The organism is Nitrococcus sp., assembly GCF_059432795.1.
Map to the genome: position 1 here is coordinate 20,832 of NZ_JBXWZQ010000103.1, position 26,527 is coordinate 47,358.

The window sequence follows — 26,527 nt, forward strand, 5'->3', positions numbered from 1 at the left end:
AATCGCCGCATCTGTGCGATTCATGCTTTGAATCGGCCGTTTGCGGCCACTGTATCCGCTGGCCCCACGTGCCGTCAGGTTGTCACGCCTGTCCAACGACGGACGCGCACCAGTAGTCAAGGGGCAGGGCGAGGAGTGATTCGAGCGGATTGGAGGTTGGAATGATCGATCAAACAATGGTCATGAGATGCAGCAGCTGTGGCGTTGAGATCGAACCCGACGAGTACGAGAGCTGTGAGCGATGCTGGGTGCATGCCATCAGTGGCGCGTGCAGCTATTGGATGCTGTGTGATCTCTGCGCCGAAGAGGAGGGAGTCGAGCACGAGCGTGATCCGATCTGTGCGGTATGCGTTGCAGGGGCGCCCGGCATAAGGGTGTTCTGGCACGTCAAAGCGGATTTTGATGAATCAGCGGGACCAGGGCGCTCCGACGAGACGGGGGCCCTCGTGCCCTTTTTCGATATGACTACCGTGCGGCGCATCGCGATCGAGACGGCACGCGAGATCATGAGCGCAGAGGCGGATGCCAAAGACTGCCTGGGCTGGGTAATCCAAGCCGTCACGGAGGATGGCGAGCAGTTGATGGACGTGCCGTTTGAGCTTGCCATGCCGGCGCAGGATCGGTGCGAAATGTGTACGGCGTCGATGGGTCGGATTGCCCTGACCGATGAGCTCTGGACCGGTGCCACGGGCTCGATATGGGGCCATGCGAAAAACGGCGAAAATCGTGATTGTGGGAGTCGAACGCTTTGCGTGGGATGCGCCGTGCGGGCAAACGAGCTCCCCCTAGAGGTTGCCGCGGCCGAAGGCTTGGGACCGGATCCGGGCTGCGAGCGCTGTCAGGCGAGACCGGAGGGGCCCTGGCTACGCCGAATCACGTACAAGCTGTTTTCTGAAGATCCCTGGGTGGTCTCGCTCGAGCGCCTCAGGCGGCAGGTGGAGCAGTCGGGAGACGACTCCGATCCAAAGAAAGGTCCATGGATTTTGCGTTGACCAGCCTGAGGCTATTCCCTTAAGCGGCGGAAAATCAAGCTGGCGTTGGTCCCGCCGAAGCCGAAGCTGTTCGACATCACGGTATTCAGGCCAGCGTTGTCCAGCCGTTCACGCACGATGGGCATTCCCTGTGCCTCGGCGTCGAGCTCATGAATATTCGCCGAAGCCGCAATGAAGTCCTGCTCGAGCATGAGCAGCGAGTAGATTGCCTCCTGCACCCCGGCTGCGCCCAGCGAGTGGCCGGTCAACGACTTGGTGGAGCTCACCTGCGGCATCTTCTCAGCGAAGACCTCGGCAATGGCTTTGAGCTCGATGATATCGCCGACCGGAGTGCTGGTCCCGTGCGCGTTGATGTAATCCACCCCATGATCGATGCCCGCCAGCGCATCACGCATGCAGCGCACCGCGCCTTCACCGGAAGGTGCCACCATGTCGTGGCCGTCGGAACTCGCGCCGTAGCCCACCAACTCCGCATAGATGCGTGCCCCACGGGCAACAGCATGCTCGAGTTCTTCGAGCACCAGCATTCCCGCACCGCCTGCGATGACGAAACCATCGCGGGTCGCATCATACGGGCGGGACGCCTTTTCCGGAGTGTCGTTATATTTCATCGATAACGCCCCCATGGCATCGAAGAGCATGCTCATCGACCAATGCTCTTCATCGGCGCCGCCGGCAAAGACGATGTCCTGTCGCCCGAGCTGGATCTGCTCCATCGCGTTGCCGATGCAGTGAGCGCTGGTGGCGCAGGCCGAGGTGATCGAATAATTCACACCCAGGATACGAAACGGTGTGGCCAGCGCCGCAGAAACCGTGCTGCTCATTATCTTCGGCACGCTGAAAGCGCCGATCTTACGAACGCCGCGGGAGCGCAATATATCCGTGGCCTCGACGAGGCTCGAGGTCGAACCCGACCCGGAGCCCGCGATCAAGCCTGTGCGCGGATGGGATACGTAAGACTCGTCCAGGGCCGCATCCGCGATGGCGCGATCCATGGCGACATAGGCATACTCGCCGGCGCCCGCCATGAAGCGTCGCGCCTTGCGCGGGATGAGCTCGCTCGTATCCAGGTCGACAACACCCGCCACGCGGCTGCGCAAGCCGAGCTCTGCATAGTCCTCGCGATACCGGATCCCGGAGCGAGCATTACGCAGCGCCTCAGTGACATGCTCCTTGTCATTGCCAAGGCAGGAGACGATACCGATACCGGTGATCACCACTCGACGCACGATGACTATCCTCGCTCTACGCTAAAGCTTGATCGGTAAATCTTGGCCGTTACATGGCGTGGGAAGGGTCATGGAAGAGGCCAACCTTGAGCTCCGCCGCCTTGTATATCGTCTGACCATCGGCGATGACACGTCCGTCAGCGAGGCCGATCGTAAGTTGACGGCGCGAGATCACGCGTTTGATGTCCAGACAATACTTCACGAGTTCATTATGCGGCAGGATCTGTCCCATGAACTTGACCTCGCCACAGCCGAGGGCCCGCCCCTTGCCGGTACCACCGAGCCAGCCCAGGTGAAATCCCAGCAGTTGCCACAACGCATCAAGTCCCAGACACCCCGGCATCACCGGATCGCCTGGGAAATGGCATTCGAAAAACCACAATCCAGGATGGACGTCGAGCTCGGCTTCGGCGTAACCTTTTTCGAACTGCCCATTATTCGAGTCGATCGTGGTAATCCGATCGAACATCAGCATGTTGGGGATCGGGAGCTGTGGATTACCGCTCCCGAATAACCTGCCGTAACCACAATCCAGCAATTCTTGATAGGTATAGCTCGGTTTGCCTGTCATGTGCCCGCCGGCGCGCTTGCGCTCGCTTCTTCCAAACGTATTGATTGTTGTTGAGCTGTTCGCGCCCGAGCGTGGAACGTAACGCTCAAAGTCGGTGCTTCATAGACGCGGCTGCCTCTGCTGTTCAATCTTCACCGTGGCCGGTGCCAACCTCTGCCTCAGCGTCCACAGCGAGGTAGTTTTCAAGCTCTGTCAGATCGATCTTCCATTCCGGTACGACTCGCCCACGGACCGAGACACCGGCACGGTGCACGGTTTCCGGGTCACCCGAGACCAGCGGGTGCCACCAAGCAAGGCCACGCCCCTCGGCCAGTCGCCGATAGGCACAGCTGCGCGGCAGCCACTTGAACTGGCCGATGCGCTGAGGGGTCAGCGTGAGGCAATCCGTCACGTGCTGCTGGCGATCCTGGTAGTGAGTGCAACGGCAGGTACGGGAATCGAGTAGCCGACAAGCGACGCGGGTGTAGAGAATCTGACCGCTGTCCTCATCCTCCAGTTTGTGGAGGCAGCATTTTCCGCAACCGTCGCACAACGCTTCCCACTCGTCCCGAGCCATCTCTTCGAGCCGTTTGCGTTCCCAAAACGGGCGTTGGTCCTGTTGGCCCATCGCTGCGCACCCCATGGATCGATGGTCCGGGCGGCTGCCAAGCTCGGCGCGAACGGGTCGCCGGTAGCGGCGCGCTTGCTCGACCCTGCGATTCGACGCGTGTAAACCTTTTACTACGCTGCCTTTGCTGCCCAGTCGTATCAACCGCGGCCCTTGGCCCACCGTGGAGCTCTTGTATAATCGCAGCCTCCGCTCCAATTGAGCGCATAGCCTAGCAAAACTGCACGACGAGATGAGTGAACTCAGCACCGAAATCGCGCGCCGCCGCACCTTTGCCATCATTTCCCATCCGGACGCCGGCAAGACGACGGTAACCGAGAAATTGCTCCTCTACGGGGGCGCGATCCAGCTCGCCGGCACGGTCAAGGGGCGCAAGGCGGCGCGCCATGCAACGTCCGATTGGCTGGAGTTGGAGAAACAGCGTGGTATCTCGGTGACTTCCTCAGTCATGCAGTTTCCATACAAGGGACATATCGTCAACCTGTTGGATACGCCAGGCCACGAGGACTTCTCGGAGGATACCTATCGCACCCTCACGGCAGTGGACTCCACGCTGATGGTCATCGACAGCGCCAAAGGCGTGGAGGATCGCACCATCAAGCTCATGGACGTCTGCCGGTTGCGTACCACGCCGATCATGACGTTCATGAACAAGCTCGACCGCGAAGGGCGTGATCCGATATCGCTGATGGACGAGGTCGAAGAGGTCCTGAAGATTCGTTGCGCGCCAGTCACTTGGCCGATCGGGATGGGCAAATCCTTTAAGGGCGTTTATCACCTTATGCTCGATCAGGTCCGGCTTTTGGGCGGCGCGCGGAACAGCGCCATCAGGGAAGGGGAGGTCGTGAAGGGGCTGCATAACCCGGCGCTCGACGAGCTGTTGGGCTCACGCGCCCAACAGCTGCGCGAAGAGGTGGAGCTGTTGCGCGAGGCGAGCCATGGCTTCGATGTTGAGGCCTACCGGCGAGGCGAGCTGACACCGGTGTTCTTCGGCTCCGCCATCAACAGCCTGGGGATCCGCGAGCTCTTGGACAGCTTCGTCGAGCATGCGCCGCCACCGCAACCCCGCGAGACGACAACCCGCGTGGTCGATAGCGCGGAGCCGGCTCTATCCGGATTCGTGTTCAAAATCCAAGCCAACATGGATCCGAATCATCGCGATCGTATCGCCTTTATGCGGGTGTGTTCGGGGGTATATCGCAAGGGCATGAAGCTGCGCCATCTGCGCAGCAACAAAGAGCTTCGGATCGCTAATGCCATCACTTTCATGGCTTCCGAACGGGGTCATGCGGAGGACGCGTACCCGGGCGATATCCTGGGGCTCTACAATCACGGCACCATTCAGGTCGGCGACACGCTCACCGAGGGCGAGGAGCTGAAATTCACCGGCATCCCGAATTTTGCACCCGAGCTCTTCCGTCTGGCGCGGCTACAGAATCCAATGCGCATGAAAGCTTTGCAGAAAGGGCTTGCCCAGCTCTGCGAGGAAGGGGCCTCTCAACTTTTCCGCCCCCTGACCGGCAACGAGCTCGTCGTCGGTGCCTTGGGGGTGTTGCAGTTCGACGTGGTGGCCTTCCGGCTCAAGCATGAATATGGGGTTGACTGCCGGTTCGAGTCTGCCAATGTCGTGACGGCACGCTGGGTGAGCTGTGATGATCCGAAACGCCTAGAGGCCTTCAAAGAGCGCAATCGGAACCATTTGGCATTGGATGTCTCCGGGGACCTGGCCTACCTTGCCCCCAGTCGTGTCAATCTCGACCTTACGGCCGAGCGCTGGCCGGAAATACATCTCTACGCGACGCGGGAACATTGACGCTGCTGGAGCGGAGCAAAGCCGAGCGACCGGTTAACGCCTCTCGGGCGAGTCGGCGTTCAGGACGCGGCTGACGAGTGAGGCTATATCGAGGCTGCGCAAGCGGTCCAGCGTGAAATCCCAGCGGCCCTCGACGCACAGCCCATGCATTCCACCTTGCTCGAAGGCCTCGCGCGCCTCGGCTATGCAGCGCTCGCGCACCGCTTCCGCGACACGGTGAAGGGTTCGCTCGTCAGCTTCGTTCATTGTCTGCCTCAGCGTGGCCAGTCGAGCTGTTCGCGCCTGATGATGCTGACTCCGTGCGCTTTCAGGCTCGCCTCGACCTGCGCGTTGGCATCGCTATCCACGGGCCGGGTGAGATCCCATAAGACGTAGGTGGTAAAGCCCGCAGCGACGGCATCCTCGGCGGTCCATTTGACGCAGAAATCTCGCGCCAGGCCGCCTATGAAAAGCTCGGTGATGCCTCGCTCCCGCAGGTACCCAGCGAGCCCCGTCGGCGGGCGCTCACCATCGGCATTCCAATTGTTGCGAAAACCGCTGTAGCTGTCGACCAACGGGTCTTCACCCTTGCGCACGATGGCCGCCACTCTGTCCCAGGGCAGATCCGGATGGAGGGCGGCGCCTGGGCTGCCCTGAAGGCAGTGATCGGGCCATAGCACCTGCTCATGGCCGTAGAGGTCGATCACATCGAATGGCTTCCGTTCCGGATAGCTGCTGGCAAAGGAGATGTGCCCTGGCGGATGCCAGTCCTGGGTCGCCACGCAATGACGGAAACGCCCGGAGTTCATGAGTTCTGCGAGTGGCGCGAGCAACGAGCGGCCCTCACGGGCGGGCAATGCTCCGCCTTCCATGAAATCCGGTTGCATATCGACAATGACCAGCGCGCTGCGCCCGGGCGCGATGGAAATCGGCGCATCGCTCATGGTCCCTCCGATGATTACGCGTGGCATTTCAATAGATATGCGGGCGTTCTTCGAAAAGACCAGGGGGCACGGCGCCTTGGCGGACTATGTCATCTGTTGATACAGACGAGCAAGGCGGGCAAACACCTCGGCGCGAGAGCGCAAAATTGACGATGCACGCGCAAGCGACGATTCGGCGGACGGTGACGGCTCATCCCAGTAAAACGAGACAGGTGCTCGAGCCGAGTCCGTCCGCGTTAGCTTGGTCGGGCAGCACAGATGCATTCGGCACGTCGCGTGGATAAGCCCGACAGCGGTTTCCTTTGTGGCATGCAAACCACCGGGCTAGGCGCGGGAGGCCCGACACGGCACTCAGGCGGCCGATTGTCGTCCCATCACGGCGCTGAGGATGAACTGCACGATCGGCTCGACATCGTTGAGATCGAATACCGGCAGCGTCTGCTCGGGGAGGTCTTCGATATCCGTAGCGATGGCCACGATGCAAGGGTCGTTCGGTGCCAGCGGTGCGCCCGGCTCTTCACGGCGGCGGCGCAGCTCGATTTTCGGTAATCTTTCGTGGCGGAAGCCCTCCACCAGGATCAAATCGATACTGTCCTGATCGAGATAGGAAATTTCCTCCTCGAGGCAAGGATCGTACTCGCTGGGGCGCTCGATGATCAGAGCCCGGCGACGTGCCGAGGTGACCAGAACCTGACCGGCGCCGGCATGGCGTATCTCGTAGCTGTCCTTGCCGGGTATGTCGATTTCGAAGCCGTGATGGGCGTGTTTGATAACGCCCGTGCGCACGCCGTGCGCGCACAGATGCGGTATGAGCCGTCTCAGCAAGGTGGTTTTGCCCGTGCCGCGCCACGCCGCGAAGCCCACGATGGGACGACGGACACCACGCGGCCACAACTCCTGGAAACCCGGCTGGGCATCACGATGTTCCTCGGCAGTCGACGCGGTTGCCAAATTGCTTACCTCCACGAAATCTTCTATTGTACGGCTCATCATGCAAATACCTCGGTGTGACCGATCGCCGCCGTGCACGCGGAATGGAGATCTCGCCTCAGATGGCCGGTAAAACCTTACCGCGTCTCTCGTTTTTGCTCAACCATGACTCATCGTGGCGCCCGCACCACGACTCGTTTCGCGCCCGAGCATCCCGGCCGAGCGCGGCACGAACGTGCTTGCAGCGGATCAACCGTTGGCTACGCTCCCGCATATGAACGATCATTTTCAGGATTTCATCCAGGACGGGCTGGCGCGTGGCATGCCTCAATGGCTGCTGCTCGTCTTTCTTTACGTGGAGCACCATGAAGGCAATGGGTACGGCAGGACGATGAGCCTGACGCCGCTGATGATGACCCATCAGCGCCTGTTGGAAGCGCTGACGTTCGATGCCCTCGTCGCCGAGGCCGATCACCTGGACGACCGCTGGGAGTTTCTACTGCTCAGTTGCATGGACGACGCGCCCGAGGCAGCAATCCGCGAGGAGCTGCGCGAGATTGCACGCAAGCTCGCGGCAGGAGACGACCTGTCAGATTTTCTGATCCTCGACCGACAGGAACACCCCATCGTTATTGAGTCTCCATAGGCTCGGACGGCGCTCGCGGCGCTAGGCTTGAGCGACGAGTTCCTCGATCGGGATCGGATGTCCGATGCCATACCCCTGAGCGAAGTCCAGGCCGATGTCCCTGAGCTGGAAGAGAATGGTGTCATTCTCCACATATTCCGCGATCGTGCGTTTGCCAAGGAAATGTCCCAGTTCATTGATGGACCGGACCATGGCATGGTCGGCTTCGTCCCGATCGATATCGCGCACGAACTGACCGTCGACTTTGAGGTAGTCCACCGGCAGATTCTTCAGGTAGGAATATGAGGACAGCCCCGAGCCGAAATCATCCAGTGAGAAGCGACAGCCGAGATCTTTGACTTCCCGGATCAAGTCCGCGGCACGGGCAAGATTCTGCACCGCGGCTGTCTCGGTCACCTCGAAGCAGAGCAATTCGCCCGAAACCCCGGTGCGGGCAAATTGGCTGCGAAGATAATTGGCAAGGTCGTTGTCATTCAGCGTCGGGCCGCAGAGATTGATGGTAAAGCCGTCCACCTCCGTCAACGCATCGCCATTTACGGCGCACCAATCCAGCACCTCACGAATCACCCAGCGGTCGACGGCGGTCATTCGCCCGAAACGCTCCGCCGCCGGGATGAACTCATTGGGGGGGATGAGATTGTCGGTTGGCCCGAGGATCGAGAGCAGGACCTCATAGAAGGGGCGCAGCGAGGTGTTGCTGATGGGCTGAATCCGCTGGGCGCGCAGCCGCAGCTTCCCCGACTCGAGCGCTTTGTCGACCTGAGCGGCGCGTGCCATGCTGCCGCGCAGCTGTTGGAGCTCGCGATCGTCCGGCGTCAGCATGTGCAGTTGGTTGCCACCGGCATGCTTGGCCGCGAGACAGGCCTCATCGGCGTCCTTGAGTAAGCCGTGGGGGCTGCGGCTCTCGAGCGTGAAAGGAACGACACCGACGCTGGTGGCAACCGTCAGACTCTCGCCATCGCGCACGAAGCGACGCTCATAGAGCGCGAGACGCAGCCGCTCGGCGAGCTCTCGCGCCTCGTCCGCGTTGCAGTGCTCGATCAATACCGCGAATTCGTCTCCGCCCATGCGCGCGACGCATCCCGCGCGCTCGGACACGACCTCCCGCAACTGCTCGGCAACCTGCTGCAGCAGCTCATCACCGCCCTCATGACCCAGCGTGCTGTTGATCACCTTGAAGCCGTCCAGGGCGAAGTAGAGCAGAGCGTGCCATTGGTTGCGCGCCTCCAGCCCGCTCGGCAGCTTTTCCAGCGACTTCTGCAAAGCCTTCCGGTTGAGGCAACCGGTCAGCGAGTCGTGGGTGGCGAACCGACGCAGCTCGTCGTGCAGATCCTGGAGCTTCTTCTGCCACTGGCGCTCGGTCAAGGGCATGTCCATATCCTCGGTGAGCCCGGCGGAGGTAACCTCCAGCAGTTGCGCTAGCTCTGCCAGGCGGATGTCCTTGGCCTTCGTCCCGCTGCGGTGGACAAAGACGAAGCGCGTGCGGTCTTCGTTGATCCACTGCAGGCGCAAGGGTTCGGGCGTGCCATCCTTACCGGCGAAGAATACCCAATCGCCAACGCTGAGCAGCTTGGTCTGGCCGAGCCAGTAGGGCTTGACACGGGCTGCAAGCGCCATTTCATCGGCATCGGAGCGTTTGGCTTTGACCAAGGGAAGCGGCCGGGGCGCGCGGCCTTGTTTCGTGACCGCGAGCAGGTATTCGCGGATCTCACCGACGATGGATTGCATCTCCGTGGTATAGCGGCCGAATGCAGTCAGCTGGTGCTCGATGTGATTGACGACCTTGTGCGGCTGGGGGATCGGCCGCGCCGTGGCCGTGGCGCTGCCGAGTCCGGCGATCAGCCGGTCCAGCACGGCAAGGCCGCGCCGCCATTGATCGTTGTCGACCCCGGCACGCAGATTCACCAGCACGAGCAGATTACGCCAGCCCTGGTCGATGAAATCGAGTAACAGCCTCGGGATCTCGCGCTCGGCGATACGTCTGTCGATCTCCCGGTTCGCCAACCGCTTTGCACGCTCCAGCTTCTGCGTTCCTTCACATTGCTGCAGTACTCGCTGCATGTTGACCGCGCGCGCGCCGAGGGGGCGCTCGATCAGAGTCGCAATCTCATCGGCAACCTCGCCGACGACCTCCGGCTGTTCCCGCGAATCGGTGAGCGCGCGCTGCAGCAAGGCCTCCAGATTGCGCTGCAGGCGCTCCTGCTCGCCCCCGCGCAAAACGGCGAGAGCCACGCCGCAGCGATCCAGCTGATTGAGCAAATGATGAATCGGTTGGGGGTCCTCACGCAAAAAACCCCCTTTCTCGAGCTGAGCGCGCAAGGCGAGAACAGCCAGACGCCCACTCCAGTCGCGCAGGAAGCGAGTGTTCAACGGGTCGTCGCGCAGGGTCCCAAACCAGTTGTCGAGTAGCTCGACGGTGCCGTGCGTTTCCGCGGAGAGCTGCTTTTCATCTCCGTCACCGCCATCGGCGCGCAGCCGCGCCATTACCTTTTCCATGAGGCTGGTATTTGCCTCGGCGGGCGAAGCCTGCTGAACGTTGGCATGCAGCTGATCGACAGCCGCCAGCACCTCGCTGGAGGCGAACGCCGGGACCTGTGGCGACCGCGGCGCTTGCGGCGCCGGAGCGGCCGTGGTTGCCTCCGTCGAGCCGGTAGGAGGTACACGGTTTAGCAGGCGATTGCGCGCCGCCAGGAGCTCGCGAGCGGCCGGCAGCGTTCGTGAAGGGCCGAGCGGTGCGGACGCGGTTTGCGGTCTCGAATAGGCAGGCGCCGCCGCCGTTGCCGACGATGGCGCCACCTCGGGGTCCGCTGAGCTCTCCTCGTCAGCCTGCTGCGACTCGGTTTCGGGATCGGATGGCGCTTGCCCAGGGCGCTGCGGCGTCGAGGGGCGGATTTCCGGTCGTTCGTTCTCGATGTCGGGCAGAATGCCGCGTTCGCGCAGACGGGCGTTCAGCTCCTCATAGAATCCTCCCAGGCGCATCATCACGGTCTGGCCGAATGTCTCATGAAGCGCGCGAGCGGGCTGGCGCTCGATTTTCGAGAGCTCCAGCACGGCGGGGAGAATTTCACAGACAACCGCGGGGGCGAGGGGATTGCTGAGCTCGTCCAGCCGGCGCCCGACGATGTAGGACAGGCGCCGGTTGAGCGCCGCCAGCGAAATCGTGAAGCGGGACTCGGCGCGGTTGATCGCATCGGAGCGGCTGAGCCAGTCCTCGAACTCGCGCTCGTCCACCAAAGCGAGCTCATCGACTACCTCCGGTGCCCGCTGCACGCTCCGGGTTGGCACTGGGTCGGTAAGCTCGGTCAATCGGCGCCGCACCTCGTCGGTGAATTGGCGGGGCAAGTTGGCTCGGATATCGCGCAGATAACGATAGCCACCGTAAAAGGCGTGCTGTTCTTCATTCGTGGCGCTGCGGCGTGCGCAATCGAAAAGGCGGTCGACGGCATGGTTGGTGAACTCTGCGAGCGCTTCAGTGAAAAACCCTTGTGCCTGTTCCCGACAAAGCTGCAAAGCCTCACGTGCAAGCCGACTCAAGGAGCGCTCACTCGCGGCTTGCTCATCCCCGCCTTGCGGCTGACCATCGGCGATGGCGTCAAAAGCGGACACCAGCTCCGTATGGGAGCGGCTGAAGGTCAGCCCGAGTCCGGTCGGGCTCTCGCGTACGATGCGGCCGCTGACCTCGATCTGCGTGCCGTCCAATGGATGCGTGAAGCGCACGATGACGCGATGGTCGCGTTGCAAGCGCTCGGCAGATGGCCAGTTTCTGCCGCCCGTGCCGTCCTGGGCGGTCAAGAACAGGCCCCCGGCACAGAAGTCACGTATGATGACCGGTTGGGCTGCGAAACCTTCACCGGAAACGGCGGCATCCCAATATACTGCGCGTCTTTGGTACTTGCGACGGTCCCTGTTCATCCACTTACCTCGGGCTTTCCCACCCTCAGCAGCTACGGCCGAGCCGCAGCACTCTCCTGGAAGTTCACTCTTGGATTGTTTCTTAGAAGCATATCGTAAGCAATGCCATTGATTTTGAAAAAGCGCTTGCGTCACGGACTGACGACTCGCTAGCCTGCGAAGTATCCTCAGCCCGATGTGGCGCGGCCTCTGTAGTCGAGGTTGCCGAAGGTGCCGATCGGTGTCCGCCCCGCCGAGTAAGCCAAGCGGCTGGGGCCCCTTGCGCAGGTCAACGCGGAGAACCGTGATCAGAAACGAAACGCCCCACGCGCCTCCGAAGCCTCCTCAGCGCAACACGGTCATCACCTCGCATGGCGAGTCGCGAAACGACGAATTCGCCTGGTTGCGCAATCGCGATGACCCGCAGGTCATCGCTTATCTGGAGGCGGAGAATCGCCATACCGACGCCGTGATGGACTCCACGGGGGAATTCCGGGAGCGGCTCTATGAGGAATTCGTAAGCCGTATTCGCGAAGATGACGAGTCGGTGCCGGTAAGGCTCGATGCCTACTGGTACTACACGCGGACCCGCGCCGGTTTCGAGTATCCGCTCCTGTGCCGCCGGCTCGGCCCGACGCCCTCGGATGCGGCTGAGCAGATCATCCTCGATCTCAACGAGCTAGCCGCGGAGCGGGATTATTTTGCCTTGGGGAGCGAGGAAGTCAGCCCCGATCATCGCTACCTCGCATACTCGGAGGATCTCGACGGCAGCGAGCGTTACGTGCTGCGGATTCGTGACCTCGCCACCGGCGAGACACTCGACGAGGCGATTCCGCAGACTTCCGGCTCGGTAGCCTGGCACAACGATAGCCGCACCTTGATTTATACGCTGCTCGACGAGACGCATCGTCCCTGGCGGGTCATGCGCCATCGCCTCGGGGAGCCTCAGGCCAATGATGCCGAGGTGCTGCGCGAAGCGGACGCGGCCTATTTCGTCAGCGTGGGCAACACGAAGGATCGACGTTATCTGCTGATCGAGCTGGCGAGCAACATCACGAGCGAGTCGCATTTGCTCGACGCGGATGATCCGAAGGCCATGCCCGTGTGTTTTCGGCAACGCGAGGACGGCGTCGAGTATGAACTCGAGCACCGCCACGGGGAATTCTTTGTCCTCACCAACCGATGCGCCGTCAATTTCAAGCTGCTGCGCGTGCCGGCGAATCGTTTTGCCGACGAATCAACTTGGCAGACGTTGGTCGATCACCGCGAGCAAATCATGCTCGAGGACGTCGAGGTGTTCGAGCGTCATCTGGCACTGATGACCCGCGAGGAAGGGGTGTGCCGGGTTTGGATCTGTGACTTGGAGACCGGTCACTGGCATGCGGTTGCCTTCGATGAGCCGCTCTACGTGGTGGACTTCGGCAATACCCCGATGTTCGACACCGAACGGCTGCGATTGCATTACGACTCGCTGGTCACGCCGCCACGCGTCTACGACTGCGATATGGCAAGTGGCGAGCTGCATTTGCTCAAACAACGTGAGATTCCGTGCGGCTACGAGCCGTCGCAGTATCGTAGCGAGCGCTTGTGGGCCAGCTCGGCCGATGGTGTGCGGGTGCCGGTCTCCGTCGTCCGCCACCGTGACACGCCGCTCGACGGGTCGGCCCCTTGCCTGCTCTACGGCTATGGCAGCTATGGAATCTGCAGCGAGCCGAGCTTTTCGAGCAGCCGCATCAGCCTGTTGGAGCGTGGCTTCATTTGCGCGATTGCCCACGTGCGAGGCGGGGGCGAGCTTGGCGAGCAGTGGAAGAACACCGGCAAGCTCCTGCAAAAGCCAAACAGCTTCGCCGATTTCATTGCCTGCGCGCAGGTGCTTATCGACGCGCGATATACCCGCGCCGCGCGGCTCGCGGTGATGGGGGGAAGCGCCGGAGGGCTGCTCATCGGGGCGGTCGTCAACCGTCGCCCGGATTTGTTTCGCGCCGCTGTCGCCGAGGTGCCGTTCGTCGATGTGCTCAATACGATGGAAGATGCTTCCCTGCCGCTCACGGTGATCGAATTCGACGAGTGGGGCGACCCCGCGCAACGGTGTTACTACGAAACCATCCGCGATTATTCACCGTACGAGAATGTGCGCGCGCAGCGTTATCCGGATATGCTTGTCATCGCTGGCTGGAACGATCCGCGCGTTCAATACTGGGAGCCAGCCAAGTGGGTTGCGCGATTGCGCGATCGTGCCACCGGCGGCCTGCTTCTGCTCAAGACGGACATGGAGGTGGGCCACAGCGGGACCCACGGGCGCTATCAGGCGCTCAAGGAAGTGGCTTTCGTCTATTCCTTCCTGTTGCTGCGTCTCGGGGTCAGCGGCTAGGGCTGGCGCGGGCCGCCAGCCCCCGTCACGCGCCTCCGGCCGCGCCGCGCTCGTCGGGGCGCGGGCACATTAGTTGGACGAGGCCGCGCTCTCCTGGGAGCCCGATTTGCCGGTGCCGCCGCGTGTCTTGCCGGCAGCGCTCTGGGCCACGGTTTGCTGAGCGGATTGTGTTGCAGTGCTCAGCTCCTCGCCCACCTGCCGTTGGGTCTCGAAGAACTCATCGGTGAGCTGCTGCCAGGCGGTGAAAAGCTGCTGCGGCGTCTGCATGGATTCAGCCAGATTGCCGAGGCGCGCGATGTCGATCCGGTCAGCGTTGTCGAACCATACCTGCCATAGCCGCGACCGCGTGTTGATGCCAGCCTCCATAAGGGCCGCCGAAATGCGTGACACCTCGCCGCTAAGCCCCTCACGCGGGCTATGGTCCCGGATTTCGTCCACCCAGCGATGCTCGAGTTGCAATGTTTCCTCGATTGCGCGGCGAAACCCATTGATCTGGTTGTGATAAGTGTCGTCCAGCGTGGAAGAGCCCTGAAACATGCGCGGCGGGCCTTCGAGCCAAGCTTTCCAGAGCTCGGTATTCAGGCTGGCCAGTTGACTGAATAGATCCGTGCTGCTCGTTGCTCTCGCATTACTCATGGCGACCTCCGACTGTCGATTGAGGGCTTGGAATGATAACGGCGGGCAAAAGCCTAACCCGCTTCGCATCTCTGCATCGGTACCACACAGCATGGCTCCAGCGGATAGGGAACTCAAGCGATTGACTTAAATATAATATTTTTATTTTTTGGTGCGTCAGTTGGCATATTAATATGCGCTCGCGGTCACAAACTGCACCAAGCGCAAGGCGCGAAAACACCTCGGTTCAGGGAACACCTTTCCGGTCGGCATGGCCAAGGCCTTTGCCGGGTGCGATCCGGTCGCGGACGAGTTGCTTGAGCTCAGCAATTTCCGGGAATCGTCCCGCCTCCTTTCGTGACCAAATGCGCACTTCGTTTACGTATACTTCGAAAACGCCACCGGTGGCGGGTTGCAGAGCCAGCTCCGTGATTTCCTGCTCGAAGGTGGTCAACAGTTCCTGGGCCATCCAACTCGAGCGGAGCAGCCAGCGGCATTGGGTGCAATAGCGGATTTCGATTCGATTCGCCATGGTTTCAATCGGGCACCGGGCGGTGCCCGCATTCGCTTGGTTGAATTGCCGCAATCCCTTGTGAAGGCAAGGATAGCAGGACTGGCAGCGCCCGGCGTATGCATCGTTATTCGCTGGCTTGCTCCGCTTCATCCGGCCAATTTCGTGCTGGCGCTCGGCGCATCCGAAGCAAAGCGGCGGCGTGTGTTGAGCGCGGGCGAGGGCATGCCCAAGGCCGTTCAGGCAAAAATACCCTGCAGATACCAAGTGCGCCGTCCGGCGCGTTCGCGGAAAATCCACACCCGCTCGCCGGCGGCGTTGCGAGCCACATAATAGTCCCGGGCACAATCCCCGCCATCCCACCAGCCGGATTCGATGCGCTCCGGGCCATGTTGTAGCACCAGCGGCCCGTGCCAGAGCGGCCGCCCGTTTTGGGCGCTCAGCGGCAGGGGGCGATGCAATAGCCACAAAGGCCGCTCCGCCATGGCAGTGCCCTGGCTTTCCCGGCCCGGCAGCACGTATTGCCATGCCCGCTCCGGGCGATGTGCCGCACAGACCCGCAGCCCCCGTACGGCACGTTCTCCGAGGCGGGCCGTGAGCCGTTCGACCAGCGTGTTGCATTCATCGCTCTGGCCACGATCCTCGCTCAGCAAATCTCGGGGGGATGCAGCCAAGTGCTCGATGGAGCGGGCGGCAAGCGCAAAACGGATTACCGGTGCGGGCAGGGAGAGTCGCTCAAGCCGTTGCCGGGTGAGTTCCAGCAAGTGAGCGGGATCGCGGCTGCAGCCGACCAGCCCAACGGAAATAGAGGTGTTGGTGCCGCCACGGTGATACAGGTAAAACTCAAGGCCCCGAGTGCCCGATTCGATGCCTCTAAGATAGCCGCAGAGCTCTAGGATCAAGCGCTCGAGCCCATAGAGCAGTTGGCCGCGGTGATGGACCTCCTCCGGGAGCTCCAGCTCGCTGTGAAAGCGGGGGGGGCGTGCCAGCTCCGGCGTGGCTCGGGAAGCCGGCCGAGTGCCTGATCGAGCTGGCGTAGCAGCGCGGGGCCGAACCGGCGGGCAAGGGCGTCGCGGGGCAGGGCAAGGCAGTCCCCGAGGGTATGGATGCCGAGGTTTTCCAATGCCTCGTATGTCTTGCCGCCCAATGCCAGCGCTTGCGTTGATAACCCGCGAAGCGCCTCTTCAAGCCGATTCGCCGTGATGACCGATTGCTTGTAGTTGGCGCGCGCCAGCAGCCAGGCGGCCGTGGGCGTGGGAGCGATGGCGGTTGCGTGGCAATAGCCAAGCGCTTCGAGCCCTGCTTTCAATTGGCTATGTAACGGTTCGAGTCCGTTGAAATAGCGTAGGCTGCCCCCGATCTCCAGCAGCAACGATCGGGGCGGTTGCAGACTGATCTTGGGCGTGAACTGCAGCGACCACCCCGCGAGCCGCTCCAGGGCTCGTGTCTCGGCACGGCGGCTGCGTTCCCGTCGCTGGAGCCGGGGGAGCACGGCGAGCGTGGCCGGCAGCCGCATTCCCACTTGTACACCGCCCCGGGCCGCGGGGGAATTAACGGCCAGAATGCACCCTTTCTCCACGACGGCGGTGGGTTTTTCTCCCCTGCCGCCCCGCTGAAAGCTCTCCAAGGGCAATTGAGGCAGATCGATGCAGAGCCAGAGCATGGTGCGGCGTCGGATCCCGTTCCTAGCGGCTCGGCCGGCAGGGTGATGGTCGCCAATGGATCTTCCCAGTGCTGGCGTGCCTATCGTTTTGAGAATGAGCTACGCGGAGGCGCGGTTGCGGGGCGGAGCGCGAGGTCGGTGACGGCCGGCCCGGTGCGCGGCGCCGGGTTCTGGCCCGGGGGGCCGTCAAGGGAGAGGTTCACGAGCAGTTCCTGCCCGGCGCGGGCGCCCCGGCACTTGAGCAGCTTGATCAAGGCACGGCCTTCGTGTTGTTTGAGGCCGAGCCGCAGCGCGGCGGGGGAGGGACGGGTGCTGCTGGCCTGTGGACGAAAGAGCAGGCCCAGGCTGCGGCCGACGCCAGCGGCGAGCTGCAGGCGGCGCAGGCTCCTGGCATCCGCCCGGCGCGGCCAGGCCAGCACGGCGGCGCAGGTACCCGAGCGCAGCACTTGTTCCACCGTCCAAAGAGCGTCGGTGGCGGTGCCGGGGTGAATCAGCAGCAGCCGGGAGAGATCCACGCCGTGACCGGACAGAGCCGGGGCATAGGGGAGATAGGGCGGGGCGATCAAAGCGAGCCATTGCCCCCTCCGGCTGAGCCGGGCAAGCGCCGGCATAAACAGACTCAGCTCGCCGATGCCGGCCTGGTCGTGCAGAACCTCGGTCAGCGCGCCGAGCGGCCAGCCACTGCCGGGCAGCGCTGCATCCAGCGCCGGAAAACCGGAGGTTACATGCTCCAGCCCCGTCTGCCGTTGCCGTTCCCCGGCCCGCCAGAGGCCAGGCCGATTAAGCAGATCGTCCAGGTTATCCATTGGGCACTCCCTACAGCGCCGGGCGAATGACGCCCACCCCCCGGCCCTCGATGACGAGCGGCTCGCGCCGCAGGTCCACCTCGATGGGTTGAAACGCCGGATTTTCCGGCAGCAGCCGAACCCGAGCTCCACGGCGCTCAAAACGCTTTACCGTGACTTCGTCGTGCAGCCGAGCCACGACAATCTGGCCGTCCCGTGCCTCGAAGGTGCGGTGCACCGCGAGCAGGTCGCCTTCCAGGATGCCCGCATCACGCATGCTCATGCCGCGCACCCGCAGCAGATAGTCGGCCCGCGGCGAGAACAGCTGCGCCGCCACGAGGCAGTGCTGCTCGATGTGCTCCTCGGCCAATAGAGGGCTGCCCGCGGCTACGCGGCCTATCACGGGCAGGCCCGCCTCCTCGCCAAGCAGGTGAATGCCCCGGGAGGTGCCGGGCCGGATTTCAATGACGCCCTTGCGGGCCAGTGCCCGCAGATGCTGCTCCGCCGCGTTGGGCGAGCGGAATCCCAACGCCCGCGCGATTTCGGTACGGGTCGGTGGATAGCCGGTCTGGGCGATGAATTGCCGGATCAGCGCCAGGATCTCCTGCTGTCGGGGGGTCAGCGTTCGCATGACCGTTCTCTCCAATACTGATAATTTATACAGTACCATCGAGACGGTCGGATCGCCATGCCGAATATCTCAGCGCCGCCCTATGCCGAGCTGCATTGCCTGACCAACTTCAGCTTTCTGCGCGGGGCCTCGCATCCCGAAGAGCTGATTATCCGTGCCGCCGAGCTGGGCTATGAGGCCCTCGCCATTACTGATGAGTGCTCGGTGGCCGGGCTCGTGCGCGCGCACATGGCGGCCAAAGAGACTCGGCTGAGGTTGCTGATCGGTACCGAGCTGCGCTTGGCCGATGGGCCGAGGCTGGTTCTGATTGCCCCGAACCGGCGCGCGTACGCGCAGATGTGTGCCCTGATCAGCTTGGGCCGCTCACTGGCCCCGAAAGGGCGTTATCGGCTAACCAAGGACAATCTGGACGAGGCAGTGCCGGGCTGTCTCGCCATCCTGCTCATCGGGGAGTCGAGCACGGATCGGGAGGCTCTTTGGTTCGCCGATCGCTTCGGCGACCGGGGCTGGATCGGCGTCAATCAACTGCTGGATGGCTTCGATGCCGGGCGCCTCGAGCGCAGCGCCAGGCTCGCCCGGTACGCCGGTCTGCCGCGGCTGGCTTGCGGCGACGTGCACATGCACCGTCGCGGCCGCCGCGCCTTGCAAGATACCCTCACCGCCATCCGGCTTCGCAAGCCGCTGGCGGAGATCGGTCGGGGCGTATACAGCAATGGCGAGCGTCACCTGCGCTCCCGCCTCGCCCTGGCCCGGCTGTACCCCCGGCGTTACTCGCCGAGACGGTGCGCCTCGCCGAGCGCTGCACTTTCTCGCTGGACGAGCTGCGCTACGAATATCCCGAGGAGCTGGTGCCCGAGGGCTACACTCCCAGTGCCTGGCTGCGCCATCTCACGCAGGCAGGCGCGAAACGCCGCTGGCCGGCGGGGGTTTCCGAGCCGGTGCGCCGTCAGCTCGAGCACGAGCTCGCGCTGATCGCCGAGCTGCGCTACGAGCCTTACTTTCTCACCGTACACGATGTGGTGCGCTATGCCCGTGAGCGGAACATCCTCTGCCAGGGGCGCGGCAGCGCCGCCAATTCGGCGGTGTGCTACTGCCTTGGTATCACCGAGGTGGATCCCGCGCGTTCCTCGTTGCTCTTCGAGCGCTTTATCTCCCGGGAGCGCGACGAGGCCCCGGATATCGACGTGGACTTCGAGCACGAGCGCCGCGAGGAGGTCATCCAGTACGTCTACCGCAAATACGGTCGTTCCCGGGCGGCGCTCGCGGCCACGGTGATCACTTACCGCCCCCGCAGCGCCCTGCGCGACGCCGGCCGGGCGCTCGGGTTGGCCGAGGACCAGCTGGGGCGGCTCGCCGGCGCCGTGCAGCGCTGGGAGGGCGGGGGCCTTGATGAGGAGCGGCTGCGCGAGGCGGGCTTCGACCCCGGCAATCCGCTGCTTCGCCGGGTGCTGCGCATGGCCCGGCAGCTGCTCGGCTTTCCGCGTCATCTCTCCCAACACGTCGGCGGCTTGGTGATTTCCCGCGGGCCGCTCGCGGAGCTGGTGCCCACCGAGAATGCCACCATGGTGGGGCGCACCGTTGTCCAATGGGACAAGGACGATTTGGAGTCCTTGGGCTTGTTGAAAGTGGACTGCCTGGCGCTTGGCATGCTCACTGCCATCCACAAGAGCTTTGATCTGCTGGAACGCCATCGCGGCCGCCGGCTGAGCTTGGCGAGCGTGCCGGCCGAGGTGCCGGCCGTCTACGAGATGATCTCGCGCGCCGATACGGTGGGTGTGTTTCAGGTGGAGAGCAGAGCCCAGATGGCCATGCTGCCGCGCCTGCGACCGCAAAACTTCTACGATCTTGTCATCGAAATCTCTCTCGTCCGCCCCGGCCCTATTCAGGGCGATATGGTGCACCCGTACCTGCGCCGCCGGGAGGGACTGGAGGCGGTCGATTATCCGAGCCCCGAGGTCGAGCGCGTGCTGGCGCGCACTCTGGGAGTGCCCATTTTCCAGGAGCAAGTCATGCAACTGGCCGTGGCGGCCGCCGGATTCAGCCCCGGCGAGGCGGACCGGCTGCGCCGGTCCATGGCCGCCTGGCGCCGCCGGGGCGGGCTCGGTCACTTCCGTGAACGGCTGCTGCGCGGCATGCGTGAGCGTGGCTATAGAAAGAATTTCGCCGAGCGTATCTTTGCGCAGATCCGGGGCTTCGGCGAATACGGCTTTCCGGAATCCCATGCCGCGAGCTTCGCGTTGCTGGTCTACGTCTCCGCCTGGCTCAAATGTTTCGAGCCCGCCGCTTTCACTTGCGCGTTGCTCAACAGTCAGCCCATGGGTTTCTATGCGCCCGCCCAGCTTGTGCGCGACGTCCGTGAGCACGGCGTGGAGGTGCGGGCCGTGGATGTAATGCGCAGCGAATGGGACTGCACGCTGGAGCCCGATGGCGAGCGGCTGGCGCTGCGTCTTGGGTTGCGTTTGGTCAAGGGGCTCTCGGCCGCCGGCGGCGAGCGCATCGTCCAGGCCCGCGCCACCCGAGCGTTTCGCGAGGTGCAGGATTTGGCCCGCCGGGCGCGGCTCTCGCGGCGCGATCTCAAAGCCCTGGCCGGTGCCGGGGCCCTGGCAGCGCTTGCCGGGCACCGCCGTGATGCCTGGTGGCAGGTGCTCGGCGTGGAACAGGATCTGCCCGTGTTCGAGGACGTGGAAATGGCAGAGCCTCGCTCCTTCCTGCGTGCGCCTACCGAGGCCGAGGACCTTGTCGCTGACTATAACGCCATGGGCCTTAGCCTCGGCCGCCACCCCATGGCGCTGCTGCGCCCCCGGCTCGAACGCCATCACTTTCGCACGGCGTCGGCGCTGCGGGAGATCGGCAACAAGCGCCTGGTGCGCGCGGCCGGCCTCGTCATCTCCCGGCAATGTCCGTCCGCCGCCAACGGCATCGTTTTCATTACCCTGGAGGATGAGACCGGCATGGTGAACGTCGTGGTCTGGAAGCGCATCGTGGATCGGTTTCGCAGGATCGTGGCGGGGGCGCGTCTGCTGGGGGCGATCGGCGTCTGGGATCGCCGTGGTGAGGTCGCGCATCTCATCGCCGGGCGATTGGAGGACCACACGCACCTGTTGGGCGCATTGCGCACGAGGAGCCGGGATTTTCAGTGAAGGCGGCCATTTGGGGCGCGCTCTGCCGGCGGCCTTTGAATGCGGCCGACGGGAACATGCCGCCCTTCGGGTTGTCTGCCTATCCGGGCAGGGTGGCAATTGACACGCGGCTCGGCGGACATTCCCTGCCGCCTCAGCCCCCAGCCAGTCCCGCTTCCACCGCGCTCGTGGTGCTTGAATCTGGCCACGCTTTAGCGGCGGGCGGCATGGGGTGCCCCAGCCAATGAAAACGCGACGGCGGCGCGTTTTTCGATAGCGCCCCGGGGCGCGCTGCCCGCCCTGAGTCGACAGGAGCTAATCACAATGCAAGAACTCAACAATCTGGAGCAGCTGCTCGAGCGCATCGACGAGGCCGCAGAGGGGAGTGGTCAAGTTTCGCTGCGCGAGATCATGGAGACGGTGGGGCGCAGGTCCTTTGGGCCAATTTTGCTGCTCGCAGGGCTTGGCAGCGCGGTGCCGGTCATCGGGGGCATCCCGGGCGTGCCGATCGTCATGGGAATATTCGGGTTGTTGACCGCCGGACAATTGCTCTTTGGCAGGCGCTACTTCTGGCTGCCGCGCTGGCTGGTCGAGCGTTCCGTGGCACGAGGCAAGATTCAGAGGACACTGCAGTGGCTGCACCGGCCGGCGCGGTCCGTCGATCGGTTGCTGCGGCCCCGCCTCATGATGTTCACCCAAAGCCTCGGAACCTACGCCATCGCGCTCACCTGCGTCCTCATTGCGGCCGCCATGCCGCTCATGGAACTCGTGCCGTTCAGCGCCGCCGTGGCCGGTCTCGCCATCGCCGCTTTCGGCCTTGCCCTGATCGCCAACGACGGCCTGCTGGCGTTGTTCGCCTACTTTTTTACAGCCGCGACGTTCGGAACCGTTCTTTACGGTTTCGCCTGAACGATTCGCGATGAGGTGTCCTCGCACGTCAGCGGAGGCGAAAAAGCGCAGACGGCAGCAAAGCGCCTGCGCCTTCCGCTGTTAAAGTCCGGCCGCGCAGTAAAGCCTGCCACGCAAGCGAGACCGTCGATGTGGCCAGATCGCGCGGCGCAGTAAAGCGCGGGATTGCTGATATCGCCTCGGTCCGGGTGGAAACCGCTGGTCAATCCACGGGGCGTTGGGAGCCCGCCGCCGTGCGCGATGGCGGCTGACCGGGTGCTGTTTGGGTTTGCGCCGCGGGCGGCTCCGCGTTCGCCGAGCCGTAGGACGGCGTCGTGGCCGGCGCGCTCTGGGTAAATTTGACCGTTATCTCGTCGATGATCTCCGCAAGCTGCTCCAGGAGCACCGGCTCGTAGTTGCCGTTATCGGAGTTTCTGAGCCGCGTGAACACCCGCTCGAGCTTTTTGCGCTGGGACTCGGCGATGGAGCGGGCGCTGGCGTCTTCAGCGGTGGTATCGAGGCAGAGCACGTCGCGTTGCGCGTGGGTGCGATGCATGACGGCGGCGTGGTGGTAGAGGGCTCGGCCAAGCACGACGTAGGGGAAATTGAGGTTACGTGCCGGGCCGACGCGCAGTTCCTGGCCGCCGAGCGGTAGACCCAGAATCTTCACTTCGCCGATGCGTTTGTAGGAGAACCAGGCCGAGGTGCCGCCAACCACCGAGCCGATCGCCGCGCCGAGCAACAGCGAGGCCCCGCCCACGGCGAGATCGAAGCCGGAGCCCAGCGCGGCGCCGCTGATCGCGCCGGTGGCGATCAACTGGTTTTTCTTGAGCCCCCACATGTTCCAGCTTTCCAGCGAGAAGAGATCCTGCTCGATGACCTCGATCTCCGTCTCCTCGCGCTTGAGGTCCTCGTAGTCATAGATCTTCTCGATCTGGCGGCGCCCTTGTCGCTCGCGGCGGCGCAGCTTGCTGCGGTATTCTTCGGCAAGGCTCGCCTCCTTGGCCGTCGGGTCTTCATCGGCGGCGATCCGCTTGGCGACCGTCAACGTGATCATCTCGGCGAGCATCTCGGCAATCGCGTACGACCCGCGCTTTCGCCGGGCCCGGCGATCCTCCTCGAGCGTCGCCACGGCGCGGGCCAACGGCGCCCGCCATTCCTGCTTCAGCTGACCGAACGCCTTGAGCAGCTCCAGACGCTTTTGGAACTCGGCGGTGACGGCGTTGAACACACGCACGATCTTGAAGTACTGCTCGAGCGCCGCGCTCCACTCGTCGATGTAGCTGTCGTTGCGGATCATGTTGATCAGCGCGATGCTCGGCTGGCCGGTCCAGCGCAGGATCTCCATTTCGGCCTCGTATTCTTCCCCATAGGGGCGTGAGCCATCGATCACGTACAGGATGCCGGCACCGTCGATCAAGGGTTTGAGCAGCTCGCACTCATCCGGGAAGCGCCCGGATTTTTCATGTTCCTCGACGAACTGCCGAACGACGGCCATCCGCTCGGCGGCGCTCGTGGCACGCGCTTTCATCCAGGCCAGGGCCTGCCTTGCGCGCTGGAAACCGGGGGTATCCACCAGGATGTATTGGACCTCGCCGTCCACTTTCATGGGGAAGTGCCGGCATTTGACCGTAGTGCCCGGAATGGGCGATATCTGCACCGAGTTGTCCTGGGCCAGCGTGGCAACGATACTGGACTTACCCTTGTTGGGATGGCCCACGACAGCGAAAGCAGGAGCGGACATCAGGCGGCCTCTGCAGACACGGGAAGGAAGTCCATGCGAGAATCGCCACGACTCTGCAAGCGTTTCTTCCACACGTCCAGATCGTCCGGATCGGCCGGGACGAACTCGCGTTTGTGATCGAACATGATCGGGGTCACGGTGATCAATCGCTCGGAGCCCACCGCCTCGCGCAAGGCATCCAGGAAATCCATGAATTCCAGCAGCGGCGGCTCCCACGACTTCACCGCCACGAGAATGTCGGGATTGTGCTTCGCCTTTGCCACGGCGTCGATCGTCTGCTCATCCTCATCAAGCGAATCCATTCGCCCCGCATAGAGCATCCGCTCGACCGCCACCCCCATGGTCCGTTGGAACAGGCGATCGAATTGCTCCTCGTCGGCACTGATTCCGGCCCAGTTGATCAGATAGGCGCTCGGGGTGTTGCGATCCAAGCCGGGCGCGGGAAACGGTGCGTCCTTCAAGGAGCTGTACTGCATGTGCACTTCGGGTTCGGTCGCCGCGGTCTCGATGAAGGCACGGTTCATCCGGTCGAGAATCTGCAGGGCGCCGGGCGCATGGACAAGCGCGGTTTTCAGCGCCTCGTCCAGGCGCCAGTGAGCGAGGGCGAAAAGGCCCAGCCGAGGCAGGAGGCCGTAGCAGGCGATCGCCATGAGCAAGAACGGCCACCATTGACCGAGCACGACGACATCCGGCGAATCGCCCGGGGCATTGGGAAGAATGCCGTGATCGAAGCGGAAGTAGCGGGTGGCGTCGATGATCTCCAGGGACGGAACCGCGCCGGGCAGCCAGGCCCGCCAGGGCCAGGCGAGATCGGTGATCAGCGCATGGAAGCTCTGCGAATCGACGGTGAGCGTGGTGCTCCAGCCGAAAGCCAGATCCGAGACGGTGACCAGATAGAGGCAGCCGGCCAGCGCGCCGACGTTGAACGCCACGGCGACAATCTGCGAATAGCGCAGGATTAGCCATTTCTGCACGTGGCCATAGGCCAAATGACTCGCCTTGTGGCGCCCCAAGGCGGCTTCCAGAGAGAGGCGATGCTCGGCGGGCAGGTAACGCGCCGCAATGCCGACGAGTCGACCGGGGCTCAGCGATCCGATGACATCCTGTACCTGCCGCGCGCCGGGCACCCGCTGCAGCAGATTCCTCGGCAAAACCACGATCGCGGTCAAAAGCAGAAGAAGCAGCTGAACGCCGACGAAGGCGGCGAGGACGTTCACGACATTGACCGGTCGCGTGCCGTCGTAGGAGAAAATACCCAACGCGGCGCCCCAACCGATGAGCAGCCCCAATAGGGCCACAACCAGCCCCATCCGGCGGAGCGTCCTCACGGCGGTATCGCCGGCTTGCGTGGGTCGCTGCCGATTCGTCTCCCGCAACCACTGCCGAAGCTGGTCGCGGGGCTTGCCGGAAAGGTCCGCGAACTGCTGACCGATGGCCCGATCGCGACGGCGAAGCTCGGAATGGTTGAGATCCGCGTCGCGATCCACCTGGACGCTCAGATCCACCAGGTCCGCTAGGATCGGGCGCTCGGCGACGTTACTTTCATTCATGGTGATGCCCTATAACTCAGGCGGCGCCAGGCAGGCCGTGCCCTACGATTCACGGCGGCCGCCGGGCCGCCCGCGAACCGGGCCTGCCTGCGCCGCCGCACAAGTGCGCTCGCCGATATCGGCGTTGCCGTGCCAGAGGTCTTTACCATCTTGGTTCCCAGCGGGCCGCGGCGTAAGGTGAGAACCGCTTTATATACCGTTTCTGCTCGGAGGCATGCAATGGACTACCGCCATCTCGGCTCCACCGGTCTCGAGGTCTCTCGTATCTGCCTGGGGACAATGACCTATGGCTCGCCTGCCTGGGGCGAGTGGGTCCTCGATGAGGAGCACAGCCGTCCCTTCATCCGCCGGGCCCTGGAGCTGGGCATCAATTTTTTCGACACCGCCGATATGTATTCCGATGGCCTTTCCGAGGAGGTATTGGGACATGCTCTGCGCGACTTCGCAACCCGGGAAGAGGTTGTCATCGCCACCAAGGTTTTCATGCCGATGGGCAAGGGCCCCAACCGGCGCGGGCTCTCGCGCAAGCATATTATGCATGCCATCGATGCCTCGCTGCGTCGGCTGCACACCGACTACGTGGATCTCTATCAGATTCACCGGTGGGATTATGAGACCCCCATCGAGGAAACGATGGAGGCGCTGCACGATATCGTAAAGGCTGGCAAAGCCCGTTACATCGGCGCCTCCAGCATGTTCGCCTGGCAGTTTGCCAAGGCGCAGCATGCGGCGGAGCGGCGCGGCTGGCCCCGTTTTGTGAGCATGCAGCCCATGTATAACCTGATCTACCGCGAGGAGGAGCGGGAGATGCTGCCGCTATGCGCCGATCAGGGCATCGGAGTGATTCCCTGGAGTCCCCTCGCCCGCGGCGTGCTCGCCGGCACCCGCCCGCCCGGCAGCGAAGGCAGGACGCTGCGGGCACGCGCGGATGAGAAAATCAAACTCTGGAGCCTGGGACAACAGGTGGACTACCCCGTGATCGGCGCGAATCAGGCCGTGGCCTCCGATCGCGGTATTTCGACGGCGCAGAGCGCGCTCGCCTGGCTCC

The 26,527-nt window shown here is 63.4% G+C and carries 21 protein-coding genes and 1 pseudogene; 7 read left to right on the top strand and 15 right to left on the bottom strand.

The features are described 5' to 3' along the window. The first annotated feature begins 161 nt into the window (after positions 1–161). Positions 162–992: a DUF6894 family protein gene (locus tag AC52Q4_RS07670; protein WP_495536208.1), complete on the top strand. Its 831-nt coding sequence runs from the start codon at positions 162–164 to the stop codon at positions 990–992. A gap of 11 nt (positions 993–1,003) precedes the next feature. Here AC52Q4_RS07670 and fabB read toward each other — a convergent pair whose 3' ends face one another. From fabB to AC52Q4_RS07685, 3 genes are all read right to left on the bottom strand, one after another. Further along, positions 1,004–2,221: a beta-ketoacyl-ACP synthase I gene (gene fabB, locus AC52Q4_RS07675; RefSeq protein ID WP_495536209.1), complete on the bottom strand. Its 1,218-nt coding sequence runs from the start codon at positions 2,219–2,221 to the stop codon at positions 1,004–1,006. 49 nt (positions 2,222–2,270) lie between these two features. Continuing rightward, positions 2,271–2,792, bottom strand: a complete 522-nt coding sequence (fabA, locus tag AC52Q4_RS07680; protein ID WP_495536210.1) for a bifunctional 3-hydroxydecanoyl-ACP dehydratase/trans-2-decenoyl-ACP isomerase — start codon at positions 2,790–2,792, stop codon at positions 2,271–2,273. A gap of 124 nt (positions 2,793–2,916) precedes the next feature. Beyond that, positions 2,917–3,399, bottom strand: a complete 483-nt coding sequence (locus AC52Q4_RS07685) for a YcgN family cysteine cluster protein (RefSeq protein WP_495536211.1) — start codon at positions 3,397–3,399, stop codon at positions 2,917–2,919. 232 nt (positions 3,400–3,631) lie between these two features. Between AC52Q4_RS07685 and AC52Q4_RS07690 the strand changes: the two genes are divergently transcribed. After that, positions 3,632–5,212: a peptide chain release factor 3 gene (locus AC52Q4_RS07690; protein ID WP_495536212.1), complete on the top strand. Its 1,581-nt coding sequence runs from the start codon at positions 3,632–3,634 to the stop codon at positions 5,210–5,212. 33 nt (positions 5,213–5,245) lie between these two features. Here AC52Q4_RS07690 and AC52Q4_RS07695 read toward each other — a convergent pair whose 3' ends face one another. The 3 genes from AC52Q4_RS07695 to mobB form a co-directional block, all read right to left on the bottom strand. Next, positions 5,246–5,458: an acetyltransferase gene (locus AC52Q4_RS07695; RefSeq protein ID WP_495536213.1), complete on the bottom strand. Its 213-nt coding sequence runs from the start codon at positions 5,456–5,458 to the stop codon at positions 5,246–5,248. Positions 5,459–5,466: 8 nt separating this feature from the next. Further along, a complete protein-coding gene (locus AC52Q4_RS07700) occupies positions 5,467–6,135 on the bottom strand; it encodes a nicotinamidase (protein WP_495536214.1) in 669 nt (222 codons plus the stop codon). A 351-nt stretch (positions 6,136–6,486) separates the two neighbouring features. Further along, positions 6,487–7,029: a molybdopterin-guanine dinucleotide biosynthesis protein B gene (mobB, locus tag AC52Q4_RS07705; protein WP_495536230.1), complete on the bottom strand. Its 543-nt coding sequence runs from the start codon at positions 7,027–7,029 to the stop codon at positions 6,487–6,489. A gap of 310 nt (positions 7,030–7,339) precedes the next feature. Here mobB and AC52Q4_RS07710 point away from each other — a divergent pair, with 310 nt between their 5' ends. After that, positions 7,340–7,711 carry a hypothetical protein gene (locus AC52Q4_RS07710; RefSeq protein ID WP_495536215.1) on the top strand — a complete coding sequence of 124 codons (372 nt, stop codon included), beginning with the start codon at positions 7,340–7,342 and terminating at the stop codon, positions 7,709–7,711. A gap of 21 nt (positions 7,712–7,732) precedes the next feature. On the opposite strand, the gene AC52Q4_RS07715 is transcribed toward AC52Q4_RS07710, so the two are convergent. Beyond that, positions 7,733–11,623, bottom strand: coding sequence for a DUF1631 family protein (locus AC52Q4_RS07715; RefSeq protein ID WP_495536216.1), 3,891 nt, complete (start codon positions 11,621–11,623; stop codon positions 7,733–7,735). Between the two features lie 283 nt (positions 11,624–11,906). On the opposite strand from AC52Q4_RS07715, the gene AC52Q4_RS07720 reads away from it, so the two are divergent. Continuing rightward, a complete protein-coding gene (locus tag AC52Q4_RS07720; protein ID WP_495536217.1) occupies positions 11,907–13,973 on the top strand; it encodes a S9 family peptidase in 2,067 nt (688 codons plus the stop codon). Positions 13,974–14,042: 69 nt separating this feature from the next. On the opposite strand, the gene AC52Q4_RS07725 is transcribed toward AC52Q4_RS07720, so the two are convergent. The 6 genes from AC52Q4_RS07725 to lexA form a co-directional block, all read right to left on the bottom strand. After that, positions 14,043–14,609 (bottom strand): hypothetical protein, encoded by a 567-nt coding sequence (locus tag AC52Q4_RS07725; protein WP_495536218.1) that lies wholly within the window; start codon positions 14,607–14,609, stop codon positions 14,043–14,045. A gap of 226 nt (positions 14,610–14,835) precedes the next feature. Further along, on the bottom strand, positions 14,836–15,120 hold the full coding sequence (locus AC52Q4_RS07730; protein WP_495536219.1) for an Rdx family protein: 285 nt from the start codon (positions 15,118–15,120) through the stop codon (positions 14,836–14,838). A 218-nt stretch (positions 15,121–15,338) separates the two neighbouring features. Further along, positions 15,339–16,001 carry a hypothetical protein gene (locus tag AC52Q4_RS07735; protein WP_495536220.1) on the bottom strand — a complete coding sequence of 221 codons (663 nt, stop codon included), beginning with the start codon at positions 15,999–16,001 and terminating at the stop codon, positions 15,339–15,341. Beyond that, complete coding sequence (locus AC52Q4_RS07740) at positions 15,998–16,762, bottom strand: Y-family DNA polymerase (RefSeq protein WP_495536221.1); 765 nt, start codon at positions 16,760–16,762, stop codon at positions 15,998–16,000. Before AC52Q4_RS07740 ends, AC52Q4_RS07735 begins: the two co-directional genes overlap by 4 nt. 80 nt (positions 16,763–16,842) lie before the next feature. Beyond that, a complete protein-coding gene (imuA, locus tag AC52Q4_RS07745) occupies positions 16,843–17,568 on the bottom strand; it encodes a translesion DNA synthesis-associated protein ImuA (RefSeq protein ID WP_495536222.1) in 726 nt (241 codons plus the stop codon). 10 nt (positions 17,569–17,578) lie between these two features. After that, positions 17,579–18,178, bottom strand: coding sequence for a transcriptional repressor LexA (lexA, locus tag AC52Q4_RS07750; protein ID WP_495536223.1), 600 nt, complete (start codon positions 18,176–18,178; stop codon positions 17,579–17,581). A 57-nt stretch (positions 18,179–18,235) separates the two neighbouring features. Here lexA and AC52Q4_RS07755 point away from each other — a divergent pair. Together AC52Q4_RS07755 and AC52Q4_RS07760 are read left to right on the top strand one after the other, a co-directional pair. Further along, positions 18,236–21,318 (top strand): annotated as a pseudogene (locus AC52Q4_RS07755) (error-prone DNA polymerase). 303 nt (positions 21,319–21,621) lie between these two features. After that, positions 21,622–22,206 carry an exopolysaccharide biosynthesis protein gene (locus AC52Q4_RS07760; protein WP_495536224.1) on the top strand — a complete coding sequence of 195 codons (585 nt, stop codon included), beginning with the start codon at positions 21,622–21,624 and terminating at the stop codon, positions 22,204–22,206. A gap of 202 nt (positions 22,207–22,408) precedes the next feature. Here AC52Q4_RS07760 and AC52Q4_RS07765 read toward each other — a convergent pair whose 3' ends face one another. Both AC52Q4_RS07765 and AC52Q4_RS07770 read right to left on the bottom strand, forming a co-directional pair. Continuing rightward, positions 22,409–23,929 carry a DUF3482 domain-containing protein gene (locus AC52Q4_RS07765; protein WP_495536225.1) on the bottom strand — a complete coding sequence of 507 codons (1,521 nt, stop codon included), beginning with the start codon at positions 23,927–23,929 and terminating at the stop codon, positions 22,409–22,411. Beyond that, positions 23,929–25,479, bottom strand: a complete 1,551-nt coding sequence (locus AC52Q4_RS07770) for a DUF2868 domain-containing protein (RefSeq protein ID WP_495536226.1) — start codon at positions 25,477–25,479, stop codon at positions 23,929–23,931. Before AC52Q4_RS07770 ends, AC52Q4_RS07765 begins: the two co-directional genes overlap by 1 nt. A 219-nt stretch (positions 25,480–25,698) precedes the next feature. Between AC52Q4_RS07770 and AC52Q4_RS07775 the strand changes: the two genes are divergently transcribed. Next, the coding region (locus tag AC52Q4_RS07775; RefSeq protein WP_495536227.1) for an aldo/keto reductase at positions 25,699–26,527 on the top strand (829 nt) is incomplete at its 3' end.